Source organism: Pseudoflavitalea sp. G-6-1-2 (assembly GCF_012927185.1).
Lineage (GTDB): Bacteria > Bacteroidota > Bacteroidia > Chitinophagales > Chitinophagaceae > Pseudobacter.
In genome coordinates, this window is sequence record NZ_JABBGB010000002.1 from 1,186,095 (window position 1) to 1,211,256 (window position 25,162).

Below are 25,162 nucleotides of genomic sequence, written 5' to 3' on the forward strand. Positions count from 1 at the left end.
ATGTCTGCTGCCTTGCATTTTATGAGATACGAGCAGACAAAACTCTTTTTAACACTCAAAAACAATTTTATGAAAAAAATGAAAGTGATACTTATGGTTATCGTTGTGATAGCAGCGGTGAGTGGGGCTTTTGCAGCGAAGAAGAAATTTGATTGCTATGATCAAGCTCAATATTATTTAGACAATGGCGTGTATAAATATGCTGGAATATTTGGAGTAAACTGGTATTGTATTTCCCAACCCACGAGTGCATGTTCATATATTATGACTGCTCCGTTCGTGTATACAATGTGCAGAACAGGGCATTATGCACCTATCAACCCCACACGCTAATTTCAACCTTTCATATCTTATTAATACTTTCAGCCTTTAGAATGCCACTTCAACTTAACGAAAGTGGCATTTTCTTTACTCCAAATATAAAATATTCGATAGCAATCCCCAATGTCAATAGATTGCCACATCAAACAAGGAACACTTCGCACTCAAAATAAGTACCTTGGCGCCTCATCAATAACTTTATCTCAAAATGAAAAAATTGAAATCGGTCTTAATGATTGTCACAATCATTATTTCTGTTTCGGCTTCATTTGCCAAGGTTTCTGACCCATTTTGTATGCAAGAAACCCAGTATTACAAAATGAACACACCCTGGGGGTATTACTTTATCCCTGCCGGAACACTAGGCGAAGACTACATTTGCCTTTATTCACCTTTTACTACCTGCACCTATTATCGAATCCAAGGTACAGACTATTTCTTCACATGTAAGGAGGGACAATTTTTTCCTGCCTGTCCGGGAAACTAAACGTTCTCTTCATGAACAACCAATATTAAAATATCTGCCATTACAATTTTTTTTAGGTTATGGCAAAATATCCTAAATTCATGTTTTCATAGGATAAGGTTTAATGGTTAATGGTATTTGATTAGTACAGTCCCCCCGCTTCTTCGGGGGGACTTGCATTTTGTATAAGGTGAACAACAAATTCCATAGAATTTATCAAACAGCTTTAACGTTCATTCTGAGGGATTCCACTAAGAGCAATAACATCAGGTGGGATCGGTAATAAATATTTGGAATCATTAGGTGCTAAATAATATGTAAGCCCATTTAGCTTTCGTGTAAGAACTGAATTTCTATTTTCCTTATTGTAACGCTTAAGATCAGTCCAACGAAGACCGCGCATCACCAATTCCTTTTTTCTTTCATTCAATATCAGCTGTAAAGCATCTTCTGGCGTGTTTGCTTGCAAAGGTTTGAACTTATTCTTATCAATGCGATTTTTTAATAAGAGATTCAGCATATCAATAGCATCTTCGGTTTTCCTCTCTCTTGCTAAGCACTCGGCTTTTATTAATACAACTTCATCAGTAGCTACTCCAGCATATGAAAAAGCACTACCAGAATATCCTCCTTTGAAGTTGGGGTGATTAGCCCCATTCATCAAAAAGAAAATATTCTTTCGCAAATCATTTACATCATAAGAATTATAGAGATTAGAATCAACTACTGTCAATGGCTGAAGAATTCCATTCAGAACCTTTGATTCAACAGGCATGGTTGCAAAATAGATTGATTCGTCATTTTGAGCTTTGAATGGATAAAAAGCGTTCTTATCAACCTTATTATAGTCGATCAGTTTATTGTAATATTTCAAGCAACTATCGGCATACTGATGCGCAATTTCATACGAACGATTACTTAAATGTATACGCGCCAGTACTGCAAAAATTGCGGGTTTACTAGGTCTGTTTCTAGCTTTAACAGGAATAGTATCTGGTAATAATAAAGAAGCCTGCTGTAAATCAGAAAAAATTTGTTTGTAGGTGTCACCCAAATTGGAGCGATGTGATTGTTCATCCACTTCAGGCCTTAGACGTATAGGTATACCTGGCTTTGCAGAGGCAGATGGGTCGTCAAAAATGTCGGAAAATAATACAGCCACATTATAAAACGCTAAACCCCGCACAAAAAATGCAGCCCCCTTTAAATAATTAAGTTCAACTTCTGTTGCGTCCTCAATAGTATTTTTTTCTAAAGCATCTAAAACAACATTACATTGCAATACTTGCTTGTAAGGCATATTCCAATCACCAATATTCGGCTGACCTTGAAAAATATCCTTGGCCCATATATAAGAATTCCTTTCCTTAGAATCCAGAGTTTCCCAATACCCTGGTTCAAAATAATATTCATCAGCTGATAGGGTGCCTAACTCTGGCATAACATTAAGAAAAAAGGACTTATCCATTAAGGACTGTAACTCAACTTTTGATTTTGGAAGAAAAACATCTGAGCTTGGTTTTTCATCTAAAAAATCTTTTTTTGCACCGCAGCTGGCACCAAGTAGAGCGGTCAACAGACACAGTATATTAGAACATCGGAGGAGTAAATTCATTATTATACTGTTTTGAAAGTTAAAAATCCAACTTTATACCAATTGAATAACTTCTCTTTGCCGGATATGTGTCCAGGTAATCGGGATCTAGACCATATTTATTTGCTTTCCATAAAATACCTACATTATTAACATAGGCGTAGATCTCAGCCTGTTGAAAAGGAGTTTTCTTGTATTTGCTTTTAGCTAAGATATAGGAGCACCTGATATCTTTTAATCTAACATGATCGCCTTTCTCAACCAAGATTGTTGACATGTTATAAAATGCATCTCTATTGTTATCTGGTGGATAAACAAAAGAAGGAACATCAGTGATTAGCTCATCACCTGGTTTGCGCCATCTATTTGCAAAATCTGGATGACCAGGTGAAATGCCTGCAATCAATTCTATATAGTTGATGGATGATCTTCTAAAATAATATCCGAGTTTCCAGCTAATGTTAAAAGACAATTCAAATTCTTTATAGGAAAATGTATTTATCCAATTGCCATAATGCGTTGGCACTGCAGATCCTTTATAAATAATATCATCAAAATTAGTAGAGTTTACAATTTGCGGATAATCGGTACTTGGGTGGCCATTCAGATAACCAATAGGGCTTCCATTCTGCGGATCCAGACCACCCCATTGTAAAGCGAGTATAGAATATAGCGGCTTACCGGCTAAGGGAGTCAATGAAAATTTGTTCAGATAGCTACCAATTCCACCTTTTACATCTTTATACTCATCTACCTTATCCAGAGAATAACTTGCAAGGAAATTGGTATGCCATTTTACTATCCCACCAGTAACCTTTGAATTCAAGGTAAGTTCAAAACCTTGCCCCTTCATAGAACTTGTATTACCTTTGAAAGTTTCAACACCCGTTGTAGGATCAACAGGTGTCACTCCTATCAGATCCTTTGCTTTTCTGAAGTAATAATCAAAGCTTCCTGAGAGGCAATCATTTTTGATAGAAAAATCCAATCCTAGATTTATCATATGCACTCTCTCCCACCTTAATGACGGATTAGGTGGATTTGAAATTGATGCAGTTACATTGTTGAAGAAATTCAATCCATCAATAAAAGCCGTTGTGTAAGCTGAAACATCCCTGCCAACATTTCCGCTATATCCATTAGTAAATCGAACTTTCAAATATGGAATAGCTTCTGAAGTATAGAAATTTTCTTTACTTATTATCCAGCTTACGCCTGCCGCCCAAAGAGGAACTCCTTTTTGATTGGCTTTGACTCCAAAAATATTTGACTCATCCTTTCTAATATTAATCGATAAATTGTAGCGGCCTTTGTAAGAATATAACGCGTTTGAATAAACAGAAAAGAAATTGGCTGTTGTTCTGACAAAAGGACGAACAAACGGATTAGGAATTCTTACAAATGAATTTGGGTCATAATAATAACTGTAATTAGAGAGGTAATCAACCTCCTGCCCCATGGGATGATCATCATCCAAGCCGTACAGTCTTTTTGAACTAAAATCGCTTCGTATACTACGGATCTCTGTTCCTCCAAGTGCTGAAAACTCGTGATCTCCTTTTGCAAACTTATATTCGGTCTGGGCTCTGCCGTAATGATTATTTCTGGTAACGTCAATATTATCAAGAATACCACCAAGTGGAATAATTCGACTAATCTTATTGTCAGAAACTCTTTGAGTAAAACTATTGATTAGATTCCTTGTATAATAAGAAGTTGGACTATTATATTCCCTATTCTTACCCAATTCATGATAATACTGATAGGACAATATAACATCCCATCCTTTTAGTATTTTATGCTTTATACTGAAATCGAACTTATACCCTTCAGTTTTTATACTGCCATTTCGAATTTTGGCCTCCTCCAGCGGTCGCAGATTCCAATCAAGCAGGCTGCCTTTCCCAGCAGTATCTTTTATAACCTGTCTTACATCACTAGGAACAACCGCCGCATTACCATTCTCATCAACCAGACTTACATATGGATTATTAATTCCCAGGAACCATTGCCGGTTATTCATTTGCTTAGTTGAGGTAACCATTATCCCCGTGGTAAGTTCTAATTTCTTCTTTAGTAACAGTAATGTATTGCTACCATTGATTGTAAACCTCTCTGAATTGGGAGCTGTAATATCTACATTTTGTTTGTCGTACCCTAATGACAGATAATAGTGGTTTATTTTAGTACCACCTCTTAGGTTAAGACTATATTGTTGCAGAAAGCTACTGTTTAACAATAACCTGTCAATATCACTTCTCTGATCGTTTCTGCGGAGTTGTTCAAGCTTCTGGTTTAACTCATCTTCACTTATAAGTCCTTTCTTTCTCTTGATCAATAGTTCAACAACTGGCGGGGCTGCTGCTTTTGATGATCCCAATTCAATCCCTCCATAAAAACCTCTCGAAAAAAGAATTTGTTCTAACTCAACTCTTGATTCGGCGTTCATATAGGGAATATAGAACAAATCTGGCTTCTCAACTACAGTCATCGAGCTAGTAAATGATACCTTCAATGGTTGATTATACTTACCCTTTTTCGTAGTAATTACAATTACACCATTTCCAGAAAGCGCACCCCATATTGCCGCCACCGCAGGATCTTTCAGAACAGTAATCTTTTCTATATCATTTGGGTTTATGCTACTCAATGTTCCATTGTAAGGAAAATTATCAATAATGATTAAGGGATCTGCATTAGAAAAAATCGTTGACCTTCCCCGGATACTTATTTCAGATTGATTCAAACCAGGAGTAATATTCTTGTTAAGCAATAATCCACTGGTAATTCCATCCAATCTTTCTACAATACTTGCAGAGGCAAAATTCCTGTTATACGTTTTATTATCTATCACATTATACGCACCCGTTGTGCGCCTTGCCACCTGCTTATCTATCCCCGACGTTATCGAAACATCATTCAACTCATTCGGTCTGCCTACCAACTTCACCACAACCTTCACTCCTTCTTCCACTGCTATCTCTTGCGGATCATATCCAACATTTGAAATAACAATTGTATCTCCTTTCTTCAATCGTTGTACCTGCAGATCGAAGGTTCCCTGGATATTCGTTGCTACGCCCCTGCTGCCGGGTGCTCCTTTCAGATATACCGTGGCGCCGTTCAACGGATCATCCTGTTCGTTCATTACTGTTCCACGGATATGTACAACCGGAGGTGGCGCTGGCTTCGGTGCAGGCTTAGGATTGTCCCGCACTATGGTTACCATATTGCTGGCGAACTCATATGTAATGGGTAATTGTGCTTTGAAGATATTCAGCACTTCCTGAATGGAGGCATTCTGAACATAGATGGTTATCCGATCAGTTTCCAGAAACGTATTGGTCTGATAGAAGAAATTATACTTTGTCTGATTTTTTACAGATTCAATTACTTCCCTGGCGGGAGCATTGTTATACGATAGCGTGATCTGCGCATACGTATGTAGGCTGATGAGCAAGCAAACGATCAGTAATAATGCAGTTGTCTTAAAGGTTTTCCACATCCTGATAGAAGGTTACTTTTAGTGTAACTGAATGAAAGGAATATTGATTTTACACTACTACGCAGAAAAGACCGCTCCATTGCAATTCTACGTTTTCCTTCAGATAGTATAAAAGCTACAAACTGCGAACCTTTCAGCAAATATAGCCTAAGGTCGCAGTAAGTAGCTTCCGCCGCTTCTTATTTTCCGAAAAAAGCAGCACTAGGATGGGCTTAATGATTAATGGAAAATCAGGTTTTACAGAAACAATGAATCAAACGTGATGCTCAAGTGCTTGATTATAACTGTTTTACAACTATTTTCCTATTAGGTTTATCTAAGTATGTATGTATTCCGTTTGCGTTTAAAATTTTGAGTACATCTTCTATTCCGGCTTCACGGGGCAACTTACCCTCGAATTTCATTTCGGGAATGCTTCCCTGGAACTCCAGCCCTACATCGTACCATCTGGCGATCTGACGCATGAGTACATCAGCGCTTGTACCGGGGAAAAATCCGTCTTTCCATGAAACCAGCTCTTCTGCTGCGGGTATATCCTGCACAGTGAGCTTATCATTGGCTACCGCGAAATTGATGATCTTCGCCTGTTGACCGGGTTTCAGCACTTTGGAAAGATTTCCGCTGACAACTTTTACGGATCCTTTCAGCAAGGTGGTCTGAATGGCCGGCTCATTGGAATAAGCCATGATATTAAAATGTGTTCCTACCACTTCTACCTCTCCGATCCCTTTGCTGACTCCTTCGGGTGTAAGGTCAGCGGCTATCACTGCTTTGAATGGCTGACTGGGATTCTTAGCCACTTCAAAGTATACTTCACCGTTGATCGCTACCCTTCTTTCCCTGCCGTTGAAGGCTACCGGGAAACGAATGGATGATCCCGCATTGAGCCAAACCTTGGTCTGATCGGGCAGTATCAGCTGATACTGTCCGCCACGGGGAGTTTTAATGGTATTGTATACTTCCGTTCCGTTCCCGCCTGCGGCTTTTGACTCGTAAACAAGAACACGGTCATTTACTTTCTTAATGGTTGAGTTGCCCTGTTCTGTGAGTATTCCATTGGCAGCTTCATTCAGCTGTACAGTGGATCCATCTGCCAGAATCAGTTCGGCTTTGTCTGTACCGGGGAGTATCGCTTTATCTGTTTCTGCAATTATCTGCTGCTGTTGGGCAGCTTTTTTGTTCATCAGAAAATATGCTCCTGTGCCGATTACAAGCACTGCGGCTGCAGCCCAGCTGATCACTTTTACCAGATTTCTGCGGGGGCGCATCGGAATCACTGCTCCACCACTTATTGCATCCAGACGACTTTCCAGCTGACCAATCCAATTAGAGGACGGCTTCCCGGAAATAACAGCCTGTTGCTGAAGTGTTTCAAACTCGCCGGCAATTGCTTCGATATGATCCATAGGGGCCCCATTCACCCACTGCAGAAAAGATTCATGCTCTTCCTGCGTGTATTTGCCTTGAACAAACCTGGCAACAAATGTCCGTGCCTCCTGGATATTCATAACATATATAAAGACACACGCCCGGAAAGAAAGGACACCTCCGACACTGATTTTTTTTGAGATTTTTTTGAGAAAAACCTGAAACTCAGTCCCAGCCTCACTTTTAAATAATAAAAATATTTACTGATCTAAGAGGGAAAGGAATACATATAATAAAGTAGTGATGCCGGCATTCCGCTCAAGGTATTGCCTTACGTGTGCGATGCCCGCATAAAGTTGATTTTTTACGCCCGACTTGGAGATGCCGAGCTTTTCGGCTATTTCATCGAGGGTGAGGCCCTCGTCGATACTCATTTTCAATACCTGTTTACGACCGGCAGGCAATTGTTCGATCGCTTCGGCCGCCATCTGGTAATACTGGTTCAGCACCAGCTTATGATCGGTATCTTCGGTAAACGGTTCGTCTGTAAGCTGCTGCGCTTCCTTGATCCGCTGCTGCACCCTGCATCCGCGGATATAGTTCAATACCTGATTCTTGGTGATCTTGAAGAGATAATTCTGAAAAGATTCAACATTCGTAAGCTTATGACGCTTTTCCCAGATCCTTACAAAAACATCCTGAGTTAATTCATCCAGTTTGGAAGAGTCGAACGAGAACAGCAGAACGTACTGCTGCACAGCGCCGTAGTAATGGTTGTACACCTGTCTGAACGCATCCCTGTCATCTGCCGCCACCCGGTTCAATATCACCTGCTCATTTAAAAGGTTTTCCATTGAGAAAGGATGAAATAAAAATTTAGGTTAATAATCAACAAGGATGAGGCTAAAGGAGCTATAAAAATATCCTTTTTTATTCATATCAGAATTGTATAAACCGCAGTTATAAATGGAAACATTTATAAAATAAAAAAGTCGCGGTATTGAATGTAAAACAATACCGCGACTTTGCATCATTCTTTTTAGGTTATTTCCTGATTATTCTGATGGTTTCCCCGTTCGATAGCCGTATCAGGTAAGCTCCTTTTACATATCGGGCGAGTGAAACCGTGGTAGCGGTCTGACTGATATAGATCTGCTGTAACTCGCGTCCATCGCTGTTGTACAGCTTCGCCACCGTATTCATCAGGCTTCTGTCTGTGATGTTCAGTGTAATGTTTCCGTCTGTTGGGTTCGGATAGGCGGTAACGGTACCCCCCTGAACATTGTTCACTATCAGTACCTGACTAAAGGTGGTTCTTCCATCCTTATCGGTCTGGCGTATACGATAGTAAGTTCTTCCGGTTACTGCAGCTGCTTCCGTGAAGGTGTAATTATTTCTTCCATCACCTTTCGATGCCTGCGTATTTGCCGCAGCAAATGTTGATCCGTTGGATGATCTTTCTACCACATAAGCGGCCACATTCGATTCTTCCACTTCCCATCTGATCTGAGCCCTTCCCTGTGGATCTGTAAGCGCTGTTACATTCAACCAGGTTACCGGAAGCACCGTAATAGCAGTCTGCAACACAAATCCGCTGAATCCGACTGCATCGAAACTGATCTCCCAGCGGTTTTCAGTGAGATTGAAAACGATATCCGCATCATTCGGGTCGATTACGGTAGCCGCACCAGTATAAGTTCCCGGTAATCCGCTTCCATCGCTGGATGAGCCAGGATACTTGCCGATGCGCACATTTGCTTTTCCGCCTGCATCACCACTGTTCATTGGCAGTTTCAGTGTAGCTCCTGCATGTGCATTGAAGGCATCGAACTCACTTTGTTTGAAGTAGAGCGTTACTCTTCCGGTAGCAGTTGCAGCCCCGGTTGATGGTGTGATCTGGAAGTGACGCTGTACATATGGTTTTCCGTTTACAGCCGGGAATACCGGTACTGTCAGCGCCACTTTCACAAACGCCACCGTATTGCCACTGATCGGATTTGCTCCGTTGGGCACCACTTTGGCTATCAGTTTACAGCTTGCGCTTGCAATGATGGTATTGGTTGCGGAGATGTTCACGCCTGTATTGGCTGCATCCTCATTGGCGATGCTCACAACAGGTGGATTGACGGTGGCAGACTTCATTACAGACTGTGATACAGCATCGGTTACTGTTACCGTGTAATTACCAGGACATAAACCCGTTGCCGTAGCAGCTGCACCTCCACTTGGCGACCATGAATAGTTATATGGAGGAACGCCGCCTGATACAGCAGCAGTAGCCGTTCCATTACATCCGTTATCACAGGAAGGATCTGTGGCGCTTGCTGTTACAACCAATCCCGCAGCCAGCTGTGCAATAAAAATATCTACATTACCCGCCGAGGTGCCGGGTATGGATCCAAAATTGGAGGAGCCACCAAATTGACCGCATACAGCAATTTTTCCGGCCGGTCCTCCGGTGGATATGCTATAAGCCTGATCAGTTCGCAACGGATCATTTCCATCAGCACTGATAGCCCATTGCCTGGTACCATCCGTCACCGACAATCCACCTACCAGAATACCTGCCGCAACTGTTGCCGGCAGATTTACTGAACCAAAACTGAGTGCGCCACTGTAATATCCTGCCACATACACTGAGCCGGCATTATTGCTGCAAATAGCATTCCCCCTGTCTGCATCCGTGCTGCCTCCATTGACTGACCAAACAAAAGTATTGGTTGCAGGTGCATACCTGAGCACAAACAGGTCATTGCCTCCGGAGCCCGTCAGTTGCGCATTTCCGGGGAAAGTGATATTACCCTCGAAGTAACCCGTTGCAAAAACATCCTGCGTTACCGGATCATAACAAACACCGAGCATTTCATCATCTGCGCCACTACTTCCTCCGAATCCGTATGCCTGCAAAAATGCGCCGGTAGACGCATTCACTTCCAGCAATACCATTTCGTTACCGCCTGAATTGGAGAGATTGAATCCTCCGTATACTGCATTGGCGCCGAAGTATGCTCCGGTAACAATCACTTCATTAAGACCGGGATGATAACAGATGGATGAACCTCCGCCATTATCGAAATTGCCGCTCGATCCGCCACTCACTGCCCACGTAACATTCCCGTTGTTTTTATCGAGTTTGGCAATTACCATATCGTTGCCGGATCCGCCCTGCGCACTCAAGGGAAAAGTTCCGAAAGTCATGGATGTATTGAAAGTGCCGGAGAAATACAAACCATTCCCGCCATCGAGACAAAGCGCCTGACCAACATCCGAGGAGGTTGATCCGAAATTCTTCGCCCACTGAAATGCACCGGTTCCGGCATTCAGGCTGGCAATGAAAATATCCGTTCCTCCGGTGGTGGGCAAACTGGTTGCACCGAACACACCTGTACCGGCATATCTGCCGGTTATAAAAACATTGGTACCGTCAGTTGTTATGCCGAAACCCTGATCCTGACTTGGCCCCCCGCATGTGGCGGCCCATTGAAAAGCACCGCTGGAATTGTATTTGGTGATAAATACATCTGTAACACCTGCCAGTGGCAGCGTGCTCACAGCGCCGCTACCATCGAAGTCGGTACCAGCAGCAGAATAAGTACCGATCGTATATACGTTGCCGCTGGCATCTGTGCAGGATCCGCGGCCAAATTCACTTCCTCCCCCCTGCCCGATAACGGCTACGTTTGTCCATTTCTGAGCATAGGAACTCATCACTGTTGCTACCATACACATCGCGGCCAGCAATGTTTTACGGGCAAGTGACTTAATAGGTAAATGGTTTTTCATTGCACTTTTTTTATGATGAATGTTGATTAACTGATGGCGGGTTGGAGGGGGAGTTTGTTTGTAGAAAGGGGTGACTGCCCAATACGCATCCCGGCCTGATGCCGAACGAATGCAGGCGAAATCCGGGAAAGAAACCTTCTTCGCAGTAAACGATATTTATTCTGAGTACTTCGCCATGCAGGCAGGAAACCAGCAAACCGGTTTGTTCACCGGAAGCGAGAACAGTGCCGGGCATTTTCGGTTGTTCGTTTGAGTGAACAGATGCATCTAACACAGTTGCATCTGTTACGCCGAACATCCAGTTATTCCAGCTGGTGGCTGCGCCTTTGTTCCAGGGATTGCAGGCCAGCGTCAATGCGCGGATCTCCGCAGCCGTCATGCTGTTCCAAAGGATCTGCACATCGGCAGCGGTTGGCCTCGGATACCACGCTATCAGCGAATTATCCTGAGGTATAGGATGGAGTGTACCTTCCTGCAGTCCTTTTAAAAGATTCCAGGTTAGCTGAAGGCCCGAATATGCAAGCTGGGTGCAGAACCAGCCATAGGTAAGATCGGGAGATATGGGGATGGATTGTTGCAATAAAACCGGACCATGATCGAACAGTTTATCCATTACATGCACTGTTACACCGCCAGTTTTTTCCTGCCGGCGCAACATCCAGAACAAAGGATTCGGTCCGCGGAATGCAGGCAGCGGTGCATAATGGAAATTGATAAACCCATGTTTCGGGATATGTAGCAATGAGGCAGGGATGCGCCATGGAAAAGTTTTCACCAGCACCACATCAGGCTGATACTGATTCAGCCATGCACCCAGTGCTTCTTCCAGCATTTCTTTTTCAAAAAAGCGGAAAGGAATATTGAACTGACGGCACTGCTGCTGCACCATCATCTGTGTTTCGTGCATGCCCGCAGGCATGGCTACTGCTGCTGTGATGCCAGATCCAAGCAACCAGCCAACCGCAGGAAGACAGAGACGGTCGTTGCACAATATGGCTACCCTGATGTTCATTCAGATGCAGAAATAATTATTCTTCCAGCCGGTGATCATATGATCTTCTCCGGCAATGAGATAACGTAGATGCATAGTTGAATCGATCGGAATGGTTTCGTGATATTGCCAGCTGCATTTGCCATGCTGGTCGGGAACGATCATTCCATAATATACCGGTGCATACGTGTGGTTAGTATCGGCATGTATGGTTACTGCTCCTCTCGGACTCTGATAACTGAAGCCGCTCAACGATGCCCTTCCTTCCTGGTTCAGTTGCTGCAATACGGTAGCAGCTTCCCACCCCAGCAATGAAAACAGGTTCGGATTCTTATCCGCCCCATTTTTTATGGCAGCTGCAAACGCTTGCTGCTGCTCGTTTTCAATGGACGAATACCAGGGTACAAATGCATGGAATGTCCCTCCCGGAAAAGTGCATTTTCCCAACAACGCCTCCTCGGCCATGAAGGGTGAACAATAAAATGGAATGGAAGTGGCCTTCTCGCCTGCCTGTTTAAGTGCATCGAAAAATAATTCCGCGAGGTAAGAACTGAAGCAGGCAGCAATTCCTTCCGGACTTGTCTGCTGCAGCAATTCCATATACGGTTGAATAGTAAAATCTGCTTTTTTGTAGGTGCTTACATAATTGCCGCAGATGCTTCCGCCTGCTTCTTCAATGCTTACATGGTAACCCCATGGACCACGGTATCCGCCGTCATAAAATGAGGTTGCCATCAATACGCGTCTGTTACCGGTTGCAGCTCTTGCGCCTGCGATGGAGCAGGCATGAACACCCTGCAGGGAAATATGAAAACAATAGTCGTTTTTGGGAGCCGTCATCAGTTGCATGCCGGCATCGAGAAAGATGAATGGCTTGCCGGTAGCAGTGGCCAGCGCATAGAGCGGTTCTGCATTGAAGAAATTGCTGTAGCAGATGATGGCCTGCACATCGTGCTGAAGAAGTATTTTTTCTGCGCATGCATAGTTCACTGCGGGGTCTTCGCCGAATCCTATGTTGGCTGTTTCAAGGTTGTAAGCATTGAGGCCGGCAGCTGCCAGACCTGCTTTCAATCCTGCCAGAATATCGAAACCCATTGCAGGATACTCGCCGGAGCGCGGCAATAATATTCCTATAGTTTTATTCATATTGGTTATGGTCTTGCAGGGAATACTCCAAACAAACAGATCACCATGGTCATACCAAGGTATGGACTGCGGTTGCTGAATGGCTGTGTGTTGCCGGTGAACCCGGTATTGACAGTTACATTATATGGTTTCATTCTTGAATTGGGGGCGCTTCCGAATGCATTGCCGCCGCTGCTCAGCGGTGCATACACATTATTCTTGGGGTTGTTTGAATTTCCGTTGGAACTCGCACAGCCGGGCGTTATGCCAATACTTACCTGATGCGTATGCGCAGGCATATTGGTCGTAAGCATGGTTACGGTTTCCGTTCCCCCTTGTTGCCCTACGTCGTATTGTGAAAGTCCGGGCCCCTGCCCTGCGCCGATAATTGCTCTGCCCTGAAGATCAGGAAGGGCAAATGTAGTTTGTCCGTTTCCTCCATAATTAGTTCCCAGCAATGAGAAGAGTGCAGTATTCTGGGCGATGGGCATTAATTGTCCTGCACAGATGGCCCAGTTGCGGGGTGCGAAATTTCCTGCGAAAGGTGTTACATATGCAATTACTCCATCCATATTGAATTGTTTCTGGGGTGAAGAAAATTTATCAGTTTGGTGGCGGATAAATGCCGAATACAGCAATGATGTAATTCATGGCGAGGTAGGGCGGCAAGATCTCCATGGGAATATTGCTGCCCGCCGGGCTTGTACTGCCGGTACCCGTTGTAGGTGCCAGTCCCAGTCCGTCGGCCGATGCATTGAATACATTTTGTGATGCTATTGCTGGCACATTGCCATTGGGCGTATTGAGATTGCCTGCACTGGTGGCAACCAGTGGTGCTCCTGTGATGCCCGTTACACTGTGATTATGCGCAGGCATCTGATTTACGGTAACTGTGGTGGTTTCGGTACCGGATGTTTGTCCGATTACATACGTATTGCCACCCGAAGTTCCTGCATGGATCGCTATTCTGCTTTGCAGATTCGGAAGTGCAAACGTATTTACGCCATCGCCTCCGTAAGTAGTGCCGATGAGATTGTACAGCACATCATACTCCGATATGGCAAGTAAGGCGCCGTTGCAGAACATCCATCCTACAGGGGCGAAATTGCCTGCAAACACCGTTACAAATCCTATGTAAGGTTGAGTAAACATATTCGTTGATTTAATTCCTTGAAGGATAAATGCCGCTGAGGCAGATAATGTAATTGATGGCCAGATAAGGAGGCATAATGGAAACAGGCTGATTATTTCCTGCATTGGCGATCACGCCTGTATAAGCCGGTGTCTGCAAAAAATTGCCTGCCACTCCGTTTGCTGCGAAAGAATTGTTGAAGCCTGCGATGTAAAATCCATCGGGCAGCGGCTCCGATGCAGGCGTTGAATCACATTCATAACTTACGGAAACAGTGCCATTGAGGTGTGCATGCTGAGGCAGATTGTTTATGGTGAGTGTGGTAGTGGTACTACCTCCGACCTCGCCAAGGTTGATGTTTGAAAGCCCTGGTCCCTGCCCGGTTCCTATCGGCGCACGCCCCCGAAGATCGGGCAAGGCAAATGTTGTAGTGCCATTGCCCCCGTAGGTTGTACCAAGCAGCGAGAACAATGCCTGATTTTGGGCAATAGACAATATCTGCCCATTGCATAATGCAAAATACTTTGGAGCATAGTTAGCCGCAAAGCAGGTTATTACTGCTAATACTCCGTCCATAATGTGGAGGGTTTAATTAAACAATAAGGTTGACAGGTACGGATGAAGTACTTATCGCATGGTGCTTAACAGGGACTAAATAATGCTAAATCGGGGAAGAGAAATTAGGAGTTCGGGAATCTTGTAAACTTAACGAATTAAAAGTAATTAAAATATCCGATGTTTCCACACAGTGTTTATACCCTTTTATTTTCAAACGGAGGGTTCTTTGTAAACTTGCATAAATTTTGGTTTGATGGCTGCAGAGATCAAGTGCCCTGCCTGCTCGCATGAGTTCGCAATTTCAGAAGCATTGTCTGAAGATGTGAAGAAAGAACTGAGAGAGCAGATGATGGATTACAAGAAAAAGAAAGACGAAGAAGTCGCGAAGGAAAAAAGTGAATTTGCACGCAAAGAAAAAGAGCTGCAACAGCAGTCTCAGTTGCGCGAACAGGAGATTGCCAGAATCTTTGAAGCAGAGAAACTACAGATACAGCAAGGTTTTGAATCGCAGAAGAAGCAGATACAGCAAGCCATCGAACAGGATCTCCGCAAAAATATCAGCGCCGACTTCGAACACAAACTCAGGCTCCTCGAAGCAAACAATAAAGACAACGAAGAAAAACTAAAAGCCGCCCGCGACCGCGAGATCAACTTTCTCAAACAGGAACAGGAGCTGAAAAACAAGGAAGCAGAACTGGAACTCACCCTCCAGCGTCAGCTGATGGAAGCCAAAACCCAGCTCACAGAAGACATCCGCAAAATAGAAGAAGCCCGCACCGCCAACAAGGAGTCCGAATTCCAGCTCAAACTGAAAGAACTCGAAAAGCAACTCGAAGACCAGAAGAAACTGGCCGACGAAATGAGACGCAAAGCCGAACAGGGCTCCATGCAATTACAGGGCGAAGTGCTGGAACTGGCGCTGGAAGAACAACTTCGCGCCACTTTCCCCTTCGACATCATCAGCGAAGTAGGCAAAGGCATCCGGGGAGCAGACTGCATGCAGACCGTTCGCAACAGCTTCGGACAGGAATGCGGAAAGATCATCTACGAAAGCAAACGCACCAAACACTTCGATAAGGCCTGGATCGAAAAACTCAAAGCCGATATGCGCTCCACCACAGCAGATGTAGCCGTACTCGTAACACAGGCAAAGCCAGATCAGATGGATGTATTCGGACAAATAGACGGCATCTGGGTTTGTTCCTATTCAGAGGTAACAGCATTGGCACAGGTGCTCCGCGACGGCATCCTCAAACTCTTCGCCATGGTTAAATCGCAACAGAACCGGGGCGACAAGATGCACCTGCTCTACGACTATCTCACCAGCCATGAGTTCGGCGAACAATGGAAAGCTATACGTGAAGGATTCTTCTCCATGAAAATGAGCATCCAGCGCGAACGCGATGCCATGGAAAAACTCTGGAAAGCCCGCGAAAAGCAACTGGAAAAAGTGCTGATCAATGCCAATGGCATCAAAGGGTCTATCGAAGGCATTGCCGGCAGCGAAGACATTCAGATAAACCTGCTCGATGATGTGGAAGAAGAAGAAACAGCAGAGTAAATCAGCAATTACACTTTCAATGCAGCATCGGAAGTAACGTAAGCCATCACCAACGGATCGAAGATCCGTGCGTGAACGGTAAGCTTTACGGGTTCATGCTTCCTGAATTCAAAAGGAAGAGTGATCCAGTCACTGCTGCCGAATACAACCGGGCCGCAGAGGCGCATATCATCCCGAAAACTCAGCTGGCCGAGGCCATACCATTTATAGATGGCTTCTTTGGCACTCCATAATATGGTGAGGAGTTCCAGATGCACTTTGCTCATGTATTCCCATTCGGCCAGATAATCCTGCTCCGACTCATGGAGGAACTTATGCATGATGGTGTACATGCGGGGGGTAACCAGCTCTATGTCCACCCCCACCCGCTCTTCGCCGCTTACGATAGCTGCAGCGTAATTGCCGCAATGCGAGATGGAGAAATGGTATTGCTCATTCTGAAGAAATGGCTTGCGTGTATCGGCAATCTGTATCTCTTCGAGCGGAAAATCGGTGTACAGTTCCGGAAGCAGGTAACGCCCGGCGAGGTGCTGGAGACGCTTATAGGGATGGGAAACATTGCTTTTCAGCGGCACTTTGTTGAGAAAAAAACTTTCATCCTCTTCAATGCGCCAAATTGCTACTTTTGTGCCCCCGTTGATATTATGTTGATAAAACAGACCCACAGTAAGAATTAAGAATTTAGATTGCAGATATAAGATTTATTTGCTGATTCATCAAAACAAATACCAATATGATCCTGTCGGATAAGAGAATACTGGAGGAAATCGAAAAAGGCACTATTAAGATCGAACCTTATAACAGGCAGTGCCTGGGCAGCAACTCTTATGATGTTCACCTCGGCAAATACCTGGCTACTTACAAAGATCATATTCTCGATGCCAAAAAGCACAATGAGATAGAGGTTTTCGAGATCCCCGAAGACGGATTTGTTTTGTATCCGCATGTATTCTACCTCGGTGTTACTGCCGAATACACAGAAACGCATGCGCATGTTCCCTTTCTTGAAGGAAAATCTTCCACAGGTAGACTGGGTATCGATATACACGCCACTGCAGGTAAGGGAGATGTTGGTTTCTGCGGAAACTGGACGCTCGAAATCTCCGTTAAGCAACCCGTGAAAATATACAAGGGAATGCCTATCGGTCAGCTCATCTATTTCCCTGTTGAAGGAGAAATTGAGATCTCATACAACCAGAAGAAGAATGCCAAATACAGTGGTCAGCCAGACCGCCCTGTAGAGAGCATGATGTGGAAGAACAAATTCTGATCTTTCTAAATCGCTTCTTTTCCATTCTTTTTGTAGTACGCCACCAACCAGGCGATCACTTCATTGTAGGCCAGTTTACCTGAGGGCTGCTGATTGGCTTTCAGGTATTCTCCATACAATTTATCTATTACCTGCTCCACCGGATTGCCGTGCCTGAGGTTGAACTCTTTCATTTCTTTGAAATCATCTTTTACCTGCTGTGGCAGCTGTTTGCTGAAATCGCGCGCCATCGACGAATCGATATTGTAGAGATAGTACCAGGAGTACGTATAGAGATCGAAATACACCGAGTACCTGAAAGCCGCATCGCCCGATGATTTCGCAGCGAGATATCCTGCAAAATTTGCTTCGTTCTCCTTCGCATATCCCAACTGGTGACCTATCTCATGACAGGTTGTGAAAGGCTGAATAAATAATGGCACCGTTGTGTTCACCTGCGCTTCTCCTGAAAATGGATTGTAGTAACCCGTAAAACCGAGATAGTTTCCCAGATAACTGTAGAGCGAAGGTTTTACAGATCTGAAAGAGTAATTCAATTCCGGCTGATGTATGGCGAGACTATCATAACTCTGCTTTGCCTGACTGAACAGCCAGCGCTTTTTTCGTATGTCCTGCCGGGTTAGCATAGCAGCACTGTCTGTTTGCTGCAGTCTTTCTCGGATGGTTTCCATTACGGCCACCAGATCATCCTTCGAATATTTTTCTACTTTCAATCCCAGTTGCTCTGCAATGCCGGTACGGTTGTAATTGAGGCCCCACAACCCATTGAACCCAACATACACCAGCACAACTACCCAAACGAATTGTTTGCCACCGCGTAGCCAGTATTGTTTGTCTGCCTGTTTGCGTCGGAGCTTTTTTACCAGTATGATCAATTTGTTAAGCAGCAGCAGAATGAGTACTGCATAGTAGATATCACCAATGCTGAAAGGTATCCACCCGAATAAAATGCGTTGCAGCCCGGCAGTAACGGGGTAAATGCCATTGGAGTAATAACGTTCAACTGCTTCCGGAAACAGGGAGAAGATCCTGATACCCACTGCCAGTACGATAAATCCGGTCAACCATTTATTCTTGCTCAGCATACCCAATAAAAATAGGAACAAAATGCCAGAAAATTGTACGGTAAAACGGTATTCCGGCTATCAGTAATAAGGCTTATTTTGCACTAATATATTATCCTCGTCTATAACGATTGTCAATTATGATAAACCTGGAATTTAATAAAAACGAAGATGCCATGAAGCTGGCCGTGAGTCAGCTGCGGCAACGCTGGGAACAGGTATCCCTGGGCGGAGGGAAAAAAGCCATTGAAAAGCAGCATGAAAAGAAAAAGCTTACCGCCCGCGAAAGGATCGAATACCTTCGCGACAAAGACACGCCATTTGTAGAGATCGGCGCATTCTGCGGATGGGAGATGTATAAAGATGAAGGGGGATGCCCTTCGGGCGGAACGGTTGCTGGTGTGGGTTATGTAAGCGGTCGCCAGTGCGTGATCGTTGCCAATGACCAGACAGTGAAAGCCGGCGCCTGGTTTCCTATCACCGGCAAGAAGAATCTGCGCATGCAGGAGATTTCGATGGAGAACAATCTTCCCATCATTTACCTGGTAGACAGTGCCGGAGTTTACCTTCCCTTGCAGAAAGATATTTTTCCCGACAAAGAACATTTCGGCCGCATATTCCGCAACAATGCGAAGATGAGTGCCATGGGCATCACACAGATTGCGGCCGTGATGGGCTCCTGCGTAGCTGGCGGCGCTTATCTGCCACTCATGAGCGACGAAATTCTGATGGTAGACAACAACTCTTCCATTGCACTTGCCGGACCATATCTCGTAAAAGCCGCCATCGGAGAAGATGTAGACATCCTCACACTCGGCGGATCGGTAACGCATACCGCCATCAGTGGCAATGCGGATTACCGCTTCGAATCGGAAGAAGCCTGTCTCGATTATATCAGAAGCCTCATGAGCAAACTGGGACATGGCGAAAAAGCAGGGTTCGACCGTATTGCACCAGCTCCTCCAACAAAAGATCCGAAAGAATTATATGGTCTGATGCCTTCCGATGCTACCAAACCGTATGATATGGCAGACATCATCGAAAGGATTGTAGACAATTCATCGTTTGAACAGTATAAAGCAGATTACGGTAAAACTATCCTTTGCGGTTATGCGCGTGTTGAAGGATGGGCTGTTGGTATCGTAGCCAATCAGCGCAAAGTGGTGAAGACCGCCAAAGGTGAGATTCAGATGGGTGGCGTTATCTACAACGACAGTGCCGATAAGGTAGCCCGCTTTGTAATGAACTGCAACCAGAAAAAAATACCGCTGGTGTTTCTGCAGGATGTAACCGGCTTTATGGTAGGCAGCCGCAGCGAGCATGCAGGCATCATCAAAGACGGTGCGAAAATGGTGAATGCCGTAGCCAATTCCGTTGTTCCAAAGATCACCATATACGTAGGCAATTCGTACGGTGCAGGCAATTACGCCATGTGCGGAAAGGCCTATGATCCGCGATTCATCTATGCATGGCCCAATGCGCGCATTGCTGTAATGGGTGGAGAGCAGGCGGCTAAGACCGTATTGCAGAGCCGCATCAACAGTCTCAAATCGAAAGGCAAGGAATTTACGCCGCAGGAAGAAAAAGAGCTGCTGGATAAGATCCGCGCCGATATCGAAGAGCAAAGCACACCAACCTATGCAGCAGCAAGACTGCTGGTAGATGATGTGATCGATCCGATCGATACAAGAAAAATAATTTCCGAAGGCATTGCCGCCGCGAATCATAATCCTCATATAGAACCATTCCGAACCGGAGTGATACAGGTTTAATGATTACATTTGCCGCCATTTGAAAATCCCGAAAGGTAGCAGCGGTTAAACAGCTATGCTTATCCGCTGCGCTTTTCAGGCGGTAAAAAGAATGTCGGAACATACATTATGGCGCAAGAACTGATCGTTTATACTGATGGCTCATCCCGTGGCAATCCCGGTCCCGGTGGGTATGGTGCAATTCTGATGTGGGGAGGAAAGGCAAAAGAGCTCTCCGGCGGATTCCGCAAAACCACCAATAACCGCATGGAACTGATGGCAGTGATTGCTGCCTTGCAGGCACTCAACAGACCCGGGCTGAGCATCACGGTCTATTCCGACAGCCAGTACGTAGTAAAAGCCGTGAAAGAAGGCTGGCTCCGCAACTGGATCGCCACCAACTTCAAAGGAGGCAAAAAGAATAAAGATCTCTGGCTGAAATACGATGCCCTCGCTAAACAACATCAGGTTAAGTTCGTTTGGGTAAAGGGCCACGCAGACAATCCATACAATAATCGTTGCGATGAACTGGCTACATCGGCAGCAGATCAGAAGAACCTCCCTCCTGACAATGGGTTTGAGAGTGGCGAAAACTAATTACTCACGGGGATTATTTTTTGTAACCTATCCGTTCTCTGTTCTCCCAATTGTTTTTTTCTGAGTTCTTATCCAGCAGATTTTACATCGCTTCGTAAATCTGATTCAACTGGAGATCGTGATCGCCAATGCGACTGCGAAGTTCTTCCAGTTGAAAGCTCAATTCATTTCTGGTGGCCATCAATTTCCGCACTTCCACAAAGGCACGCATGATGGCAATATTCATGTTGATGGCTTTGTCTGAATTAAGGATACCGCTGAGCATGGCTACGCCTTGTTCGGTGAAGGCATATGGCAGATAGCGGTTACCTCCTTTTGAGATCACAAATTGTGATCTCAAAGCTTCGGGTTGAAGTTTGTTTGAGGTTTCAATTTGAAACCTCAATGCATCTACTTCATCTTTAGTGAGTTGAAACATAAAATCTGGGGGAAACCGCTTCAGGTTCCGTTTTACTGCCTGATTGAGCATTCTGGATTCTGTTTCATAAAGTATAGCCAGATCTCTGTCTATCATCACCCTTTCGCCCCTGATCTCATAGATACGGGCAGGAATGTTCTGCATAATTTCCATGGAATGCTTTTGATTATTTATGAGTTAAGAAGAGTTCGCTGCCATAGAAGCAACTGCTGATTCAGAGCGGGAGACACAAAGAAACCCTGCTGAAGTGGGGATCTCAAATATAACGAAAAGGCCAATACGAAAATCTAACACCCTAACGGTGACGCACAACGGATAAGTATCAAAAGAAAAGCCGCTACGGAGATCCGTAGCGGCCTGCATATTTTCAATTACACTATTTTGAATTAAGCGGTAGCTTCTTTCAGTTCTTTTTTATTGAGCATGTACCAGGTTCCGAAGAACAGGGCGCTGAATGCTACAGTGGCCATCAGGCTTCCTTTGTAGAAAGGAATACCAGCTGTGTAAGAAGCCATCAGTCCTTCCCATGTTGCAGGATACTCAACGTAAGAGCCTACACCCGCCCATGTAAGGAAATTCGATACCAGGAAGAAATAAGTAGGTGCTGCCAGTGAGGCGAACAGTACATTCTTCACGTTTATCTTTCTGATCATTAGGCCGAACAAGGTTACAGATGTGAACAGCACATAGTTGATCCACATGCCTCTGTAGAAACCTCCGTATGGGCTCAGATCATATACATACAGTACTTCGTAGAGCAGATCGGATATCAGCATGGATAGCACAGGGAACAGGAAAGCCAGTTTTTTGTCTTTGATCATGGCACCTGCAAAGAGTGCTATGGCAAGCTGGGGAGCAAATCCCATAGGTCTGTCTGGTATTACGCGGTATACAGCTCCAACGATTACCATCAGTATCAGCGTCCAGATCAGTTTGTGATTCAGTTTCATAATAGAAGTAATAGGCCTCAAAAGTACAATTTTTTCGGTTTATTGGCGCCGTATGCAGATTCGGCCCGATTTATAGATAAAACCTATCGATCAATAGATAATGTTTATGATTATCTATCTGTTACACCCTTACTTTTGCGCCACCTTACGATTGCCCACCTGAGAGAATTCACTGAATCACGTTAATTTATTTAAACAACAATATATGTCCAACAGAATTTTGTCTATTGGGAGCCAGTTCCCTGCATTTAAGAAGAAAGCAGTTGTATCAACAGAGAAAGGAAAAGAGTTTGCAGACCTCACACAAGACCATGCAAGCAGCCAGGGTCAGTGGATGGTGATGTTCTGGTGGCCAAAAGATTTCACTTTCGTATGCCCTACAGAGATCGCTGAATTCAACAAGAAAGCATCCGATTTCTCTGATCGCGACACTGTTCTGATCGGAGCATCTACCGATTCTGAATTCGTTCACCTCGCATGGAGAAAAGATCACGCAGACCTGAAAGACCTGAAATTCCCTATGCTCGCTGATACTTCAAAATCACTTGCTGAGGAACTCGGTATCCTCGACAACGAAGAGAAGATCGCTTACCGCGCTACCTTCATCATCGATCCACAAGGCATCGTTCGCTGGGTGAGCGTATACGACCTCAATGTAGGCCGCAACGTACAGGAAGTTCTACGCGTACTGGACGCTCTCCAAACAGATGAGCTCTGCCCATGTAACTGGAACAAGGGTCAGGAAACACTTACCACTCAGCTGAACATGAACTAATCTAAACGAGTAACCATGAGTGTTGAAGCAACTATTCAGAACGAAACTTTTGTGAACCTCCTGGCGGAACTGAACATACCCAACTATGTTCCTTCTGCCAATGCACAGGCATTGCTGAACGTAAATGCGAGATACATCAAAGATCTCAAAATCAACACCAGCAATGTGCTCAGCAATAATCAGCACCTGAGCCGCAAAGAGGCAGTGTTGCTGGCACTGGGCATAGCCGTGAATGAACGTGTGGTATTTTTACAGGAAGCCTTCACTGCATTGGCCGTTGAAGCCGGAGCTACTGAAGCCGAGATCGCTGAAATGATCGCCTGCACCTCACTGATGGCTACCAACAACGTATTCTACAGGTTCCGCCATTTTATGCAGAAAGAATATTACACCGCCACTCCTGCCGGCATCAAGATGAGCATTATGATGAATCCCGTGCTCGGCAAGGAATTCTTTGAACTGGCGAGTCTGGTGATTTCTTCTGTAAATGGATGCGAGATGTGCGTAACATCGCATGAACAATCCGTACTGCAGCATGGCAGCAGCGAAGCCAAAGTGCTGGAAGCTGTAAAGCTGGGCGCAGTGATCAAAGGATTGATCACCATCTTAGCGTAAATGTTCCCCAGATACAAAACGGGGCTGTGTTTTTTACAACGCAGCCCCGTTTATTTTTTTATGCTTAGGCAGTTATTGCATGCCAGATGTAGCCCTGAATACGGTTACTTCATCGCCCAATGCTTCTATTTCTACTGATGCTCCGGCTATGGCCAGCAACACTTCTCCCCTCTTCAGTTCGAGCTTGTCTGATCCGCTTTTGAAAGATGCTTTGCCTCCCAGCACTATGAATATGTCTGCTGTTGAAACAGGCACCGTTGTTTTCTCTCCTTCGGGCAACCATATCTGCCGCAGTTCAAAATCAGGTGCAGGTGTGATAAAGCGCGATTCTGCATAGGCTTCGTCCAGCGAGCCTGCAAATACGTTTGGTTCCACCGCTTCGAATTTTACATGCTTCATCAGCTCATCTACATCTACGTGTTTATTGGTGAGGCCTCCGCGCAGTACGTTATCGGAATTGGCCATGATCTCCATGTTTTGCCCTTCGAGGTAAGCATGCGGTACTCCTGCATCCTGGTAGATGGCAAAATCTGGTTCTATATGCACGAGATTGAAAAGATACACGGAGAATATGCCTCGGTCTATTTTACCCGCTTCGTTGTAGGTTAGCGCTGCTCTCGCTGCCCAGAATGCTGCATCCGTTTTCTCCAATGCATTCTGCTGGTATTGGGGAATGATGCGGTCGAGCAAGGGCTGAAGCGATGCATTCACTTCTTGCTGAGGCATGGTCATTACGGTTTTGTACACACCAGCATATCCATCCTTCTCAAAGATAGGCAACAGAAAGTTCAGCTCAGGAACCTGCTGCAATGTAGCTTTCAGCTGGTCTGCCGGTTTAAATCCATGCAGCAACCAGAAATCAGAGAGCGCCAGCATCAGTTCCGGCTTATGGTTATCGTCTTTATAATTGCGGTTGGGAGCATTGAGCGCTGTGCCTTTTTTATTCTCCGCTGCAAACTCCGCTGCTGCCGCTGCTTTGGTGGGATGCACCTGAATGCTCAGCATATCTTTCACATCGAGCACTTTGAACAGATAAGGCAATCTGCCGAATGCGTCTTTTACTTTCTTTCCCAATATTACTTCGGGTTGTGCTGCTACAAATTCGTTCAACGCCACTTTCCCATTTGCTGTAATTACATAAGACGGTACGTTATCGTGCGCACCCATCCAGTATTCTGCAAATGGCTGATTATCGGAGTTGGTAACCGATAATAATGCAGGAATGTACTGATTGCCTCCCCATGCGTAATGCTGAACCCTGCCTTCGAGCCTGAATATTTTAGTATTATTGTGCATATGCCTTTTTTTCGGCTACAAT

Annotated in this window: 22 protein-coding genes; 7 read left to right on the top strand and 15 right to left on the bottom strand. The window is 44.8% G+C overall.

Going from position 1 to position 25,162, the window contains the following annotated elements; genetic code table 11:
• Nucleotides 1-69 precede the first annotated feature (69 nt).
• Nucleotides 70-333 carry a DUF6520 family protein gene (locus HHL16_RS14490; RefSeq protein ID WP_169425902.1) on the top strand — a complete coding sequence of 88 codons (264 nt, stop codon included), beginning with the start codon at nucleotides 70-72 and terminating at the stop codon, nucleotides 331-333.
• 680 nt (nucleotides 334-1,013) lie between these two features.
• Here the strand turns inward: HHL16_RS14490 and HHL16_RS14495 are convergent.
• From HHL16_RS14495 to HHL16_RS14540, 10 genes are all read right to left on the bottom strand, one after another.
• Nucleotides 1,014-2,363 carry a RagB/SusD family nutrient uptake outer membrane protein gene (locus HHL16_RS14495; protein ID WP_169425903.1) on the bottom strand — a complete coding sequence of 450 codons (1,350 nt, stop codon included), beginning with the start codon at nucleotides 2,361-2,363 and terminating at the stop codon, nucleotides 1,014-1,016.
• A gap of 58 nt (nucleotides 2,364-2,421) precedes the next feature.
• The gene (locus HHL16_RS14500) at nucleotides 2,422-5,886 is read right to left on the bottom strand and encodes a SusC/RagA family TonB-linked outer membrane protein (RefSeq protein WP_169425904.1); all 3,465 of its coding nucleotides are present in this window, start codon (nucleotides 5,884-5,886) and stop codon (nucleotides 2,422-2,424) included.
• Nucleotides 5,887-6,164: 278 nt separating this feature from the next.
• Nucleotides 6,165-7,394 carry a FecR family protein gene (locus HHL16_RS14505; RefSeq protein ID WP_169425905.1) on the bottom strand — a complete coding sequence of 410 codons (1,230 nt, stop codon included), beginning with the start codon at nucleotides 7,392-7,394 and terminating at the stop codon, nucleotides 6,165-6,167.
• A 120-nt stretch (nucleotides 7,395-7,514) separates the two neighbouring features.
• The gene (locus HHL16_RS14510) at nucleotides 7,515-8,108 is read right to left on the bottom strand and encodes an RNA polymerase sigma-70 factor (RefSeq protein WP_169425906.1); all 594 of its coding nucleotides are present in this window, start codon (nucleotides 8,106-8,108) and stop codon (nucleotides 7,515-7,517) included.
• 190 nt (nucleotides 8,109-8,298) lie between these two features.
• Nucleotides 8,299-11,037: a T9SS type A sorting domain-containing protein gene (locus tag HHL16_RS14515; RefSeq protein WP_169425907.1), complete on the bottom strand. Its 2,739-nt coding sequence runs from the start codon at nucleotides 11,035-11,037 to the stop codon at nucleotides 8,299-8,301.
• Nucleotides 11,038-11,047: 10 nt separating this feature from the next.
• Nucleotides 11,048-12,049, bottom strand: a complete 1,002-nt coding sequence (locus HHL16_RS14520) for a formyltransferase family protein (RefSeq protein WP_169425908.1) — start codon at nucleotides 12,047-12,049, stop codon at nucleotides 11,048-11,050.
• Nucleotides 12,050-13,174, bottom strand: a complete 1,125-nt coding sequence (locus tag HHL16_RS14525) for an ABC transporter substrate-binding protein (RefSeq protein WP_169425909.1) — start codon at nucleotides 13,172-13,174, stop codon at nucleotides 12,050-12,052.
• 5 nt (nucleotides 13,175-13,179) lie between these two features.
• On the bottom strand, nucleotides 13,180-13,725 hold the full coding sequence (locus HHL16_RS14530; protein ID WP_169425910.1) for a tail fiber protein: 546 nt from the start codon (nucleotides 13,723-13,725) through the stop codon (nucleotides 13,180-13,182).
• A gap of 31 nt (nucleotides 13,726-13,756) precedes the next feature.
• Entirely contained in the window at nucleotides 13,757-14,305 is a 549-nt protein-coding gene (locus tag HHL16_RS14535; protein WP_169425911.1) for a tail fiber protein, read from the bottom strand.
• 10 nt (nucleotides 14,306-14,315) lie between these two features.
• Nucleotides 14,316-14,861: a tail fiber protein gene (locus HHL16_RS14540; protein WP_169425912.1), complete on the bottom strand. Its 546-nt coding sequence runs from the start codon at nucleotides 14,859-14,861 to the stop codon at nucleotides 14,316-14,318.
• Nucleotides 14,862-15,096: 235 nt separating this feature from the next.
• Here HHL16_RS14540 and HHL16_RS14545 point away from each other — a divergent pair, with 235 nt between their 5' ends.
• The gene (locus tag HHL16_RS14545; RefSeq protein WP_169425913.1) at nucleotides 15,097-16,404 is read left to right on the top strand and encodes a DUF2130 domain-containing protein; all 1,308 of its coding nucleotides are present in this window, start codon (nucleotides 15,097-15,099) and stop codon (nucleotides 16,402-16,404) included.
• A gap of 8 nt (nucleotides 16,405-16,412) precedes the next feature.
• Here HHL16_RS14545 and HHL16_RS14550 read toward each other — a convergent pair whose 3' ends face one another.
• Complete coding sequence (locus HHL16_RS14550) at nucleotides 16,413-17,069, bottom strand: 4'-phosphopantetheinyl transferase superfamily protein (RefSeq protein WP_169425914.1); 657 nt, start codon at nucleotides 17,067-17,069, stop codon at nucleotides 16,413-16,415.
• A gap of 68 nt (nucleotides 17,070-17,137) precedes the next feature.
• On the opposite strand from HHL16_RS14550, the gene dcd reads away from it, so the two are divergent.
• Nucleotides 17,138-17,674 carry a dCTP deaminase gene (gene dcd, locus HHL16_RS14555; RefSeq protein ID WP_169425915.1) on the top strand — a complete coding sequence of 179 codons (537 nt, stop codon included), beginning with the start codon at nucleotides 17,138-17,140 and terminating at the stop codon, nucleotides 17,672-17,674.
• A gap of 5 nt (nucleotides 17,675-17,679) precedes the next feature.
• Here dcd and HHL16_RS14560 read toward each other — a convergent pair whose 3' ends face one another.
• On the bottom strand, nucleotides 17,680-18,780 hold the full coding sequence (locus tag HHL16_RS14560; RefSeq protein ID WP_240966169.1) for a DUF3810 domain-containing protein: 1,101 nt from the start codon (nucleotides 18,778-18,780) through the stop codon (nucleotides 17,680-17,682).
• Nucleotides 18,781-18,878: 98 nt separating this feature from the next.
• On the opposite strand from HHL16_RS14560, the gene HHL16_RS14565 reads away from it, so the two are divergent.
• A complete protein-coding gene (locus tag HHL16_RS14565; RefSeq protein ID WP_206022426.1) occupies nucleotides 18,879-20,510 on the top strand; it encodes an acyl-CoA carboxylase subunit beta in 1,632 nt (543 codons plus the stop codon).
• A 108-nt stretch (nucleotides 20,511-20,618) separates the two neighbouring features.
• Nucleotides 20,619-21,086 (top strand): ribonuclease HI, encoded by a 468-nt coding sequence (gene rnhA, locus HHL16_RS14570; protein ID WP_169425917.1) that lies wholly within the window; start codon nucleotides 20,619-20,621, stop codon nucleotides 21,084-21,086.
• 82 nt (nucleotides 21,087-21,168) lie between these two features.
• On the opposite strand, the gene HHL16_RS14575 is transcribed toward rnhA, so the two are convergent.
• Both HHL16_RS14575 and HHL16_RS14580 read right to left on the bottom strand, forming a co-directional pair.
• The gene (locus HHL16_RS14575) at nucleotides 21,169-21,657 is read right to left on the bottom strand and encodes an ORF6N domain-containing protein (protein WP_169425918.1); all 489 of its coding nucleotides are present in this window, start codon (nucleotides 21,655-21,657) and stop codon (nucleotides 21,169-21,171) included.
• 233 nt (nucleotides 21,658-21,890) lie between these two features.
• Nucleotides 21,891-22,454, bottom strand: a complete 564-nt coding sequence (locus HHL16_RS14580) for a DUF6580 family putative transport protein (protein WP_169425919.1) — start codon at nucleotides 22,452-22,454, stop codon at nucleotides 21,891-21,893.
• A 205-nt stretch (nucleotides 22,455-22,659) separates the two neighbouring features.
• On the opposite strand from HHL16_RS14580, the gene HHL16_RS14585 reads away from it, so the two are divergent.
• Nucleotides 22,660-23,229, top strand: a complete 570-nt coding sequence (locus tag HHL16_RS14585; protein WP_130539356.1) for a peroxiredoxin — start codon at nucleotides 22,660-22,662, stop codon at nucleotides 23,227-23,229.
• Between the two features lie 15 nt (nucleotides 23,230-23,244).
• Nucleotides 23,245-23,844: a carboxymuconolactone decarboxylase family protein gene (locus HHL16_RS14590; RefSeq protein ID WP_169425920.1), complete on the top strand. Its 600-nt coding sequence runs from the start codon at nucleotides 23,245-23,247 to the stop codon at nucleotides 23,842-23,844.
• A gap of 72 nt (nucleotides 23,845-23,916) precedes the next feature.
• Here the strand turns inward: HHL16_RS14590 and manA are convergent, their stop codons facing one another.
• Entirely contained in the window at nucleotides 23,917-25,140 is a 1,224-nt protein-coding gene (gene manA / locus HHL16_RS14595) for a mannose-6-phosphate isomerase, class I (protein ID WP_169425921.1), read from the bottom strand.
• Nucleotides 25,141-25,162 lie beyond the last annotated feature (22 nt).

What these genes read in the sequence shown, in the direction of transcription:
- HHL16_RS14490 (WP_169425902.1), top strand. Translation starts at nt 70, where the DNA reads ATGAAAAAAATGAAAGTGATACTTATGGTTATCGTTGTGATAGCAGCG.
- dcd (WP_169425915.1), top strand. Translation starts at nt 17,138, where the DNA reads ATGATCCTGTCGGATAAGAGAATACTGGAGGAAATCGAAAAAGGCACT.
- HHL16_RS14505 (WP_169425905.1), bottom strand. Translation starts at nt 7,394, where the DNA reads ATGAATATCCAGGAGGCACGGACATTTGTTGCCAGGTTTGTTCAAGGC.
- HHL16_RS14530 (WP_169425910.1), bottom strand. Translation starts at nt 13,725, where the DNA reads ATGGATGGAGTAATTGCATATGTAACACCTTTCGCAGGAAATTTCGCA.
- HHL16_RS14540 (WP_169425912.1), bottom strand. Translation starts at nt 14,861, where the DNA reads ATGGACGGAGTATTAGCAGTAATAACCTGCTTTGCGGCTAACTATGCT.
- HHL16_RS14565 (WP_206022426.1), top strand. Translation starts at nt 18,879, where the DNA reads ATGATAAACCTGGAATTTAATAAAAACGAAGATGCCATGAAGCTGGCC.
- HHL16_RS14515 (WP_169425907.1), bottom strand. Translation starts at nt 11,037, where the DNA reads ATGAAAAACCATTTACCTATTAAGTCACTTGCCCGTAAAACATTGCTG.
- HHL16_RS14585 (WP_130539356.1), top strand. Translation starts at nt 22,660, where the DNA reads ATGTCCAACAGAATTTTGTCTATTGGGAGCCAGTTCCCTGCATTTAAG.
- HHL16_RS14580 (WP_169425919.1), bottom strand. Translation starts at nt 22,454, where the DNA reads ATGAAACTGAATCACAAACTGATCTGGACGCTGATACTGATGGTAATC.
- manA (WP_169425921.1), bottom strand. Translation starts at nt 25,140, where the DNA reads ATGCACAATAATACTAAAATATTCAGGCTCGAAGGCAGGGTTCAGCAT.
- HHL16_RS14535 (WP_169425911.1), bottom strand. Translation starts at nt 14,305, where the DNA reads ATGTTTACTCAACCTTACATAGGATTTGTAACGGTGTTTGCAGGCAAT.
- HHL16_RS14525 (WP_169425909.1), bottom strand. Translation starts at nt 13,174, where the DNA reads ATGAATAAAACTATAGGAATATTATTGCCGCGCTCCGGCGAGTATCCT.
- HHL16_RS14575 (WP_169425918.1), bottom strand. Translation starts at nt 21,657, where the DNA reads ATGGAAATTATGCAGAACATTCCTGCCCGTATCTATGAGATCAGGGGC.
- rnhA (WP_169425917.1), top strand. Translation starts at nt 20,619, where the DNA reads ATGGCGCAAGAACTGATCGTTTATACTGATGGCTCATCCCGTGGCAAT.
- HHL16_RS14590 (WP_169425920.1), top strand. Translation starts at nt 23,245, where the DNA reads ATGAGTGTTGAAGCAACTATTCAGAACGAAACTTTTGTGAACCTCCTG.
- HHL16_RS14520 (WP_169425908.1), bottom strand. Translation starts at nt 12,049, where the DNA reads ATGAACATCAGGGTAGCCATATTGTGCAACGACCGTCTCTGTCTTCCT.
- HHL16_RS14545 (WP_169425913.1), top strand. Translation starts at nt 15,097, where the DNA reads ATGGCTGCAGAGATCAAGTGCCCTGCCTGCTCGCATGAGTTCGCAATT.
- HHL16_RS14500 (WP_169425904.1), bottom strand. Translation starts at nt 5,886, where the DNA reads ATGTGGAAAACCTTTAAGACAACTGCATTATTACTGATCGTTTGCTTG.
- HHL16_RS14510 (WP_169425906.1), bottom strand. Translation starts at nt 8,108, where the DNA reads ATGGAAAACCTTTTAAATGAGCAGGTGATATTGAACCGGGTGGCGGCA.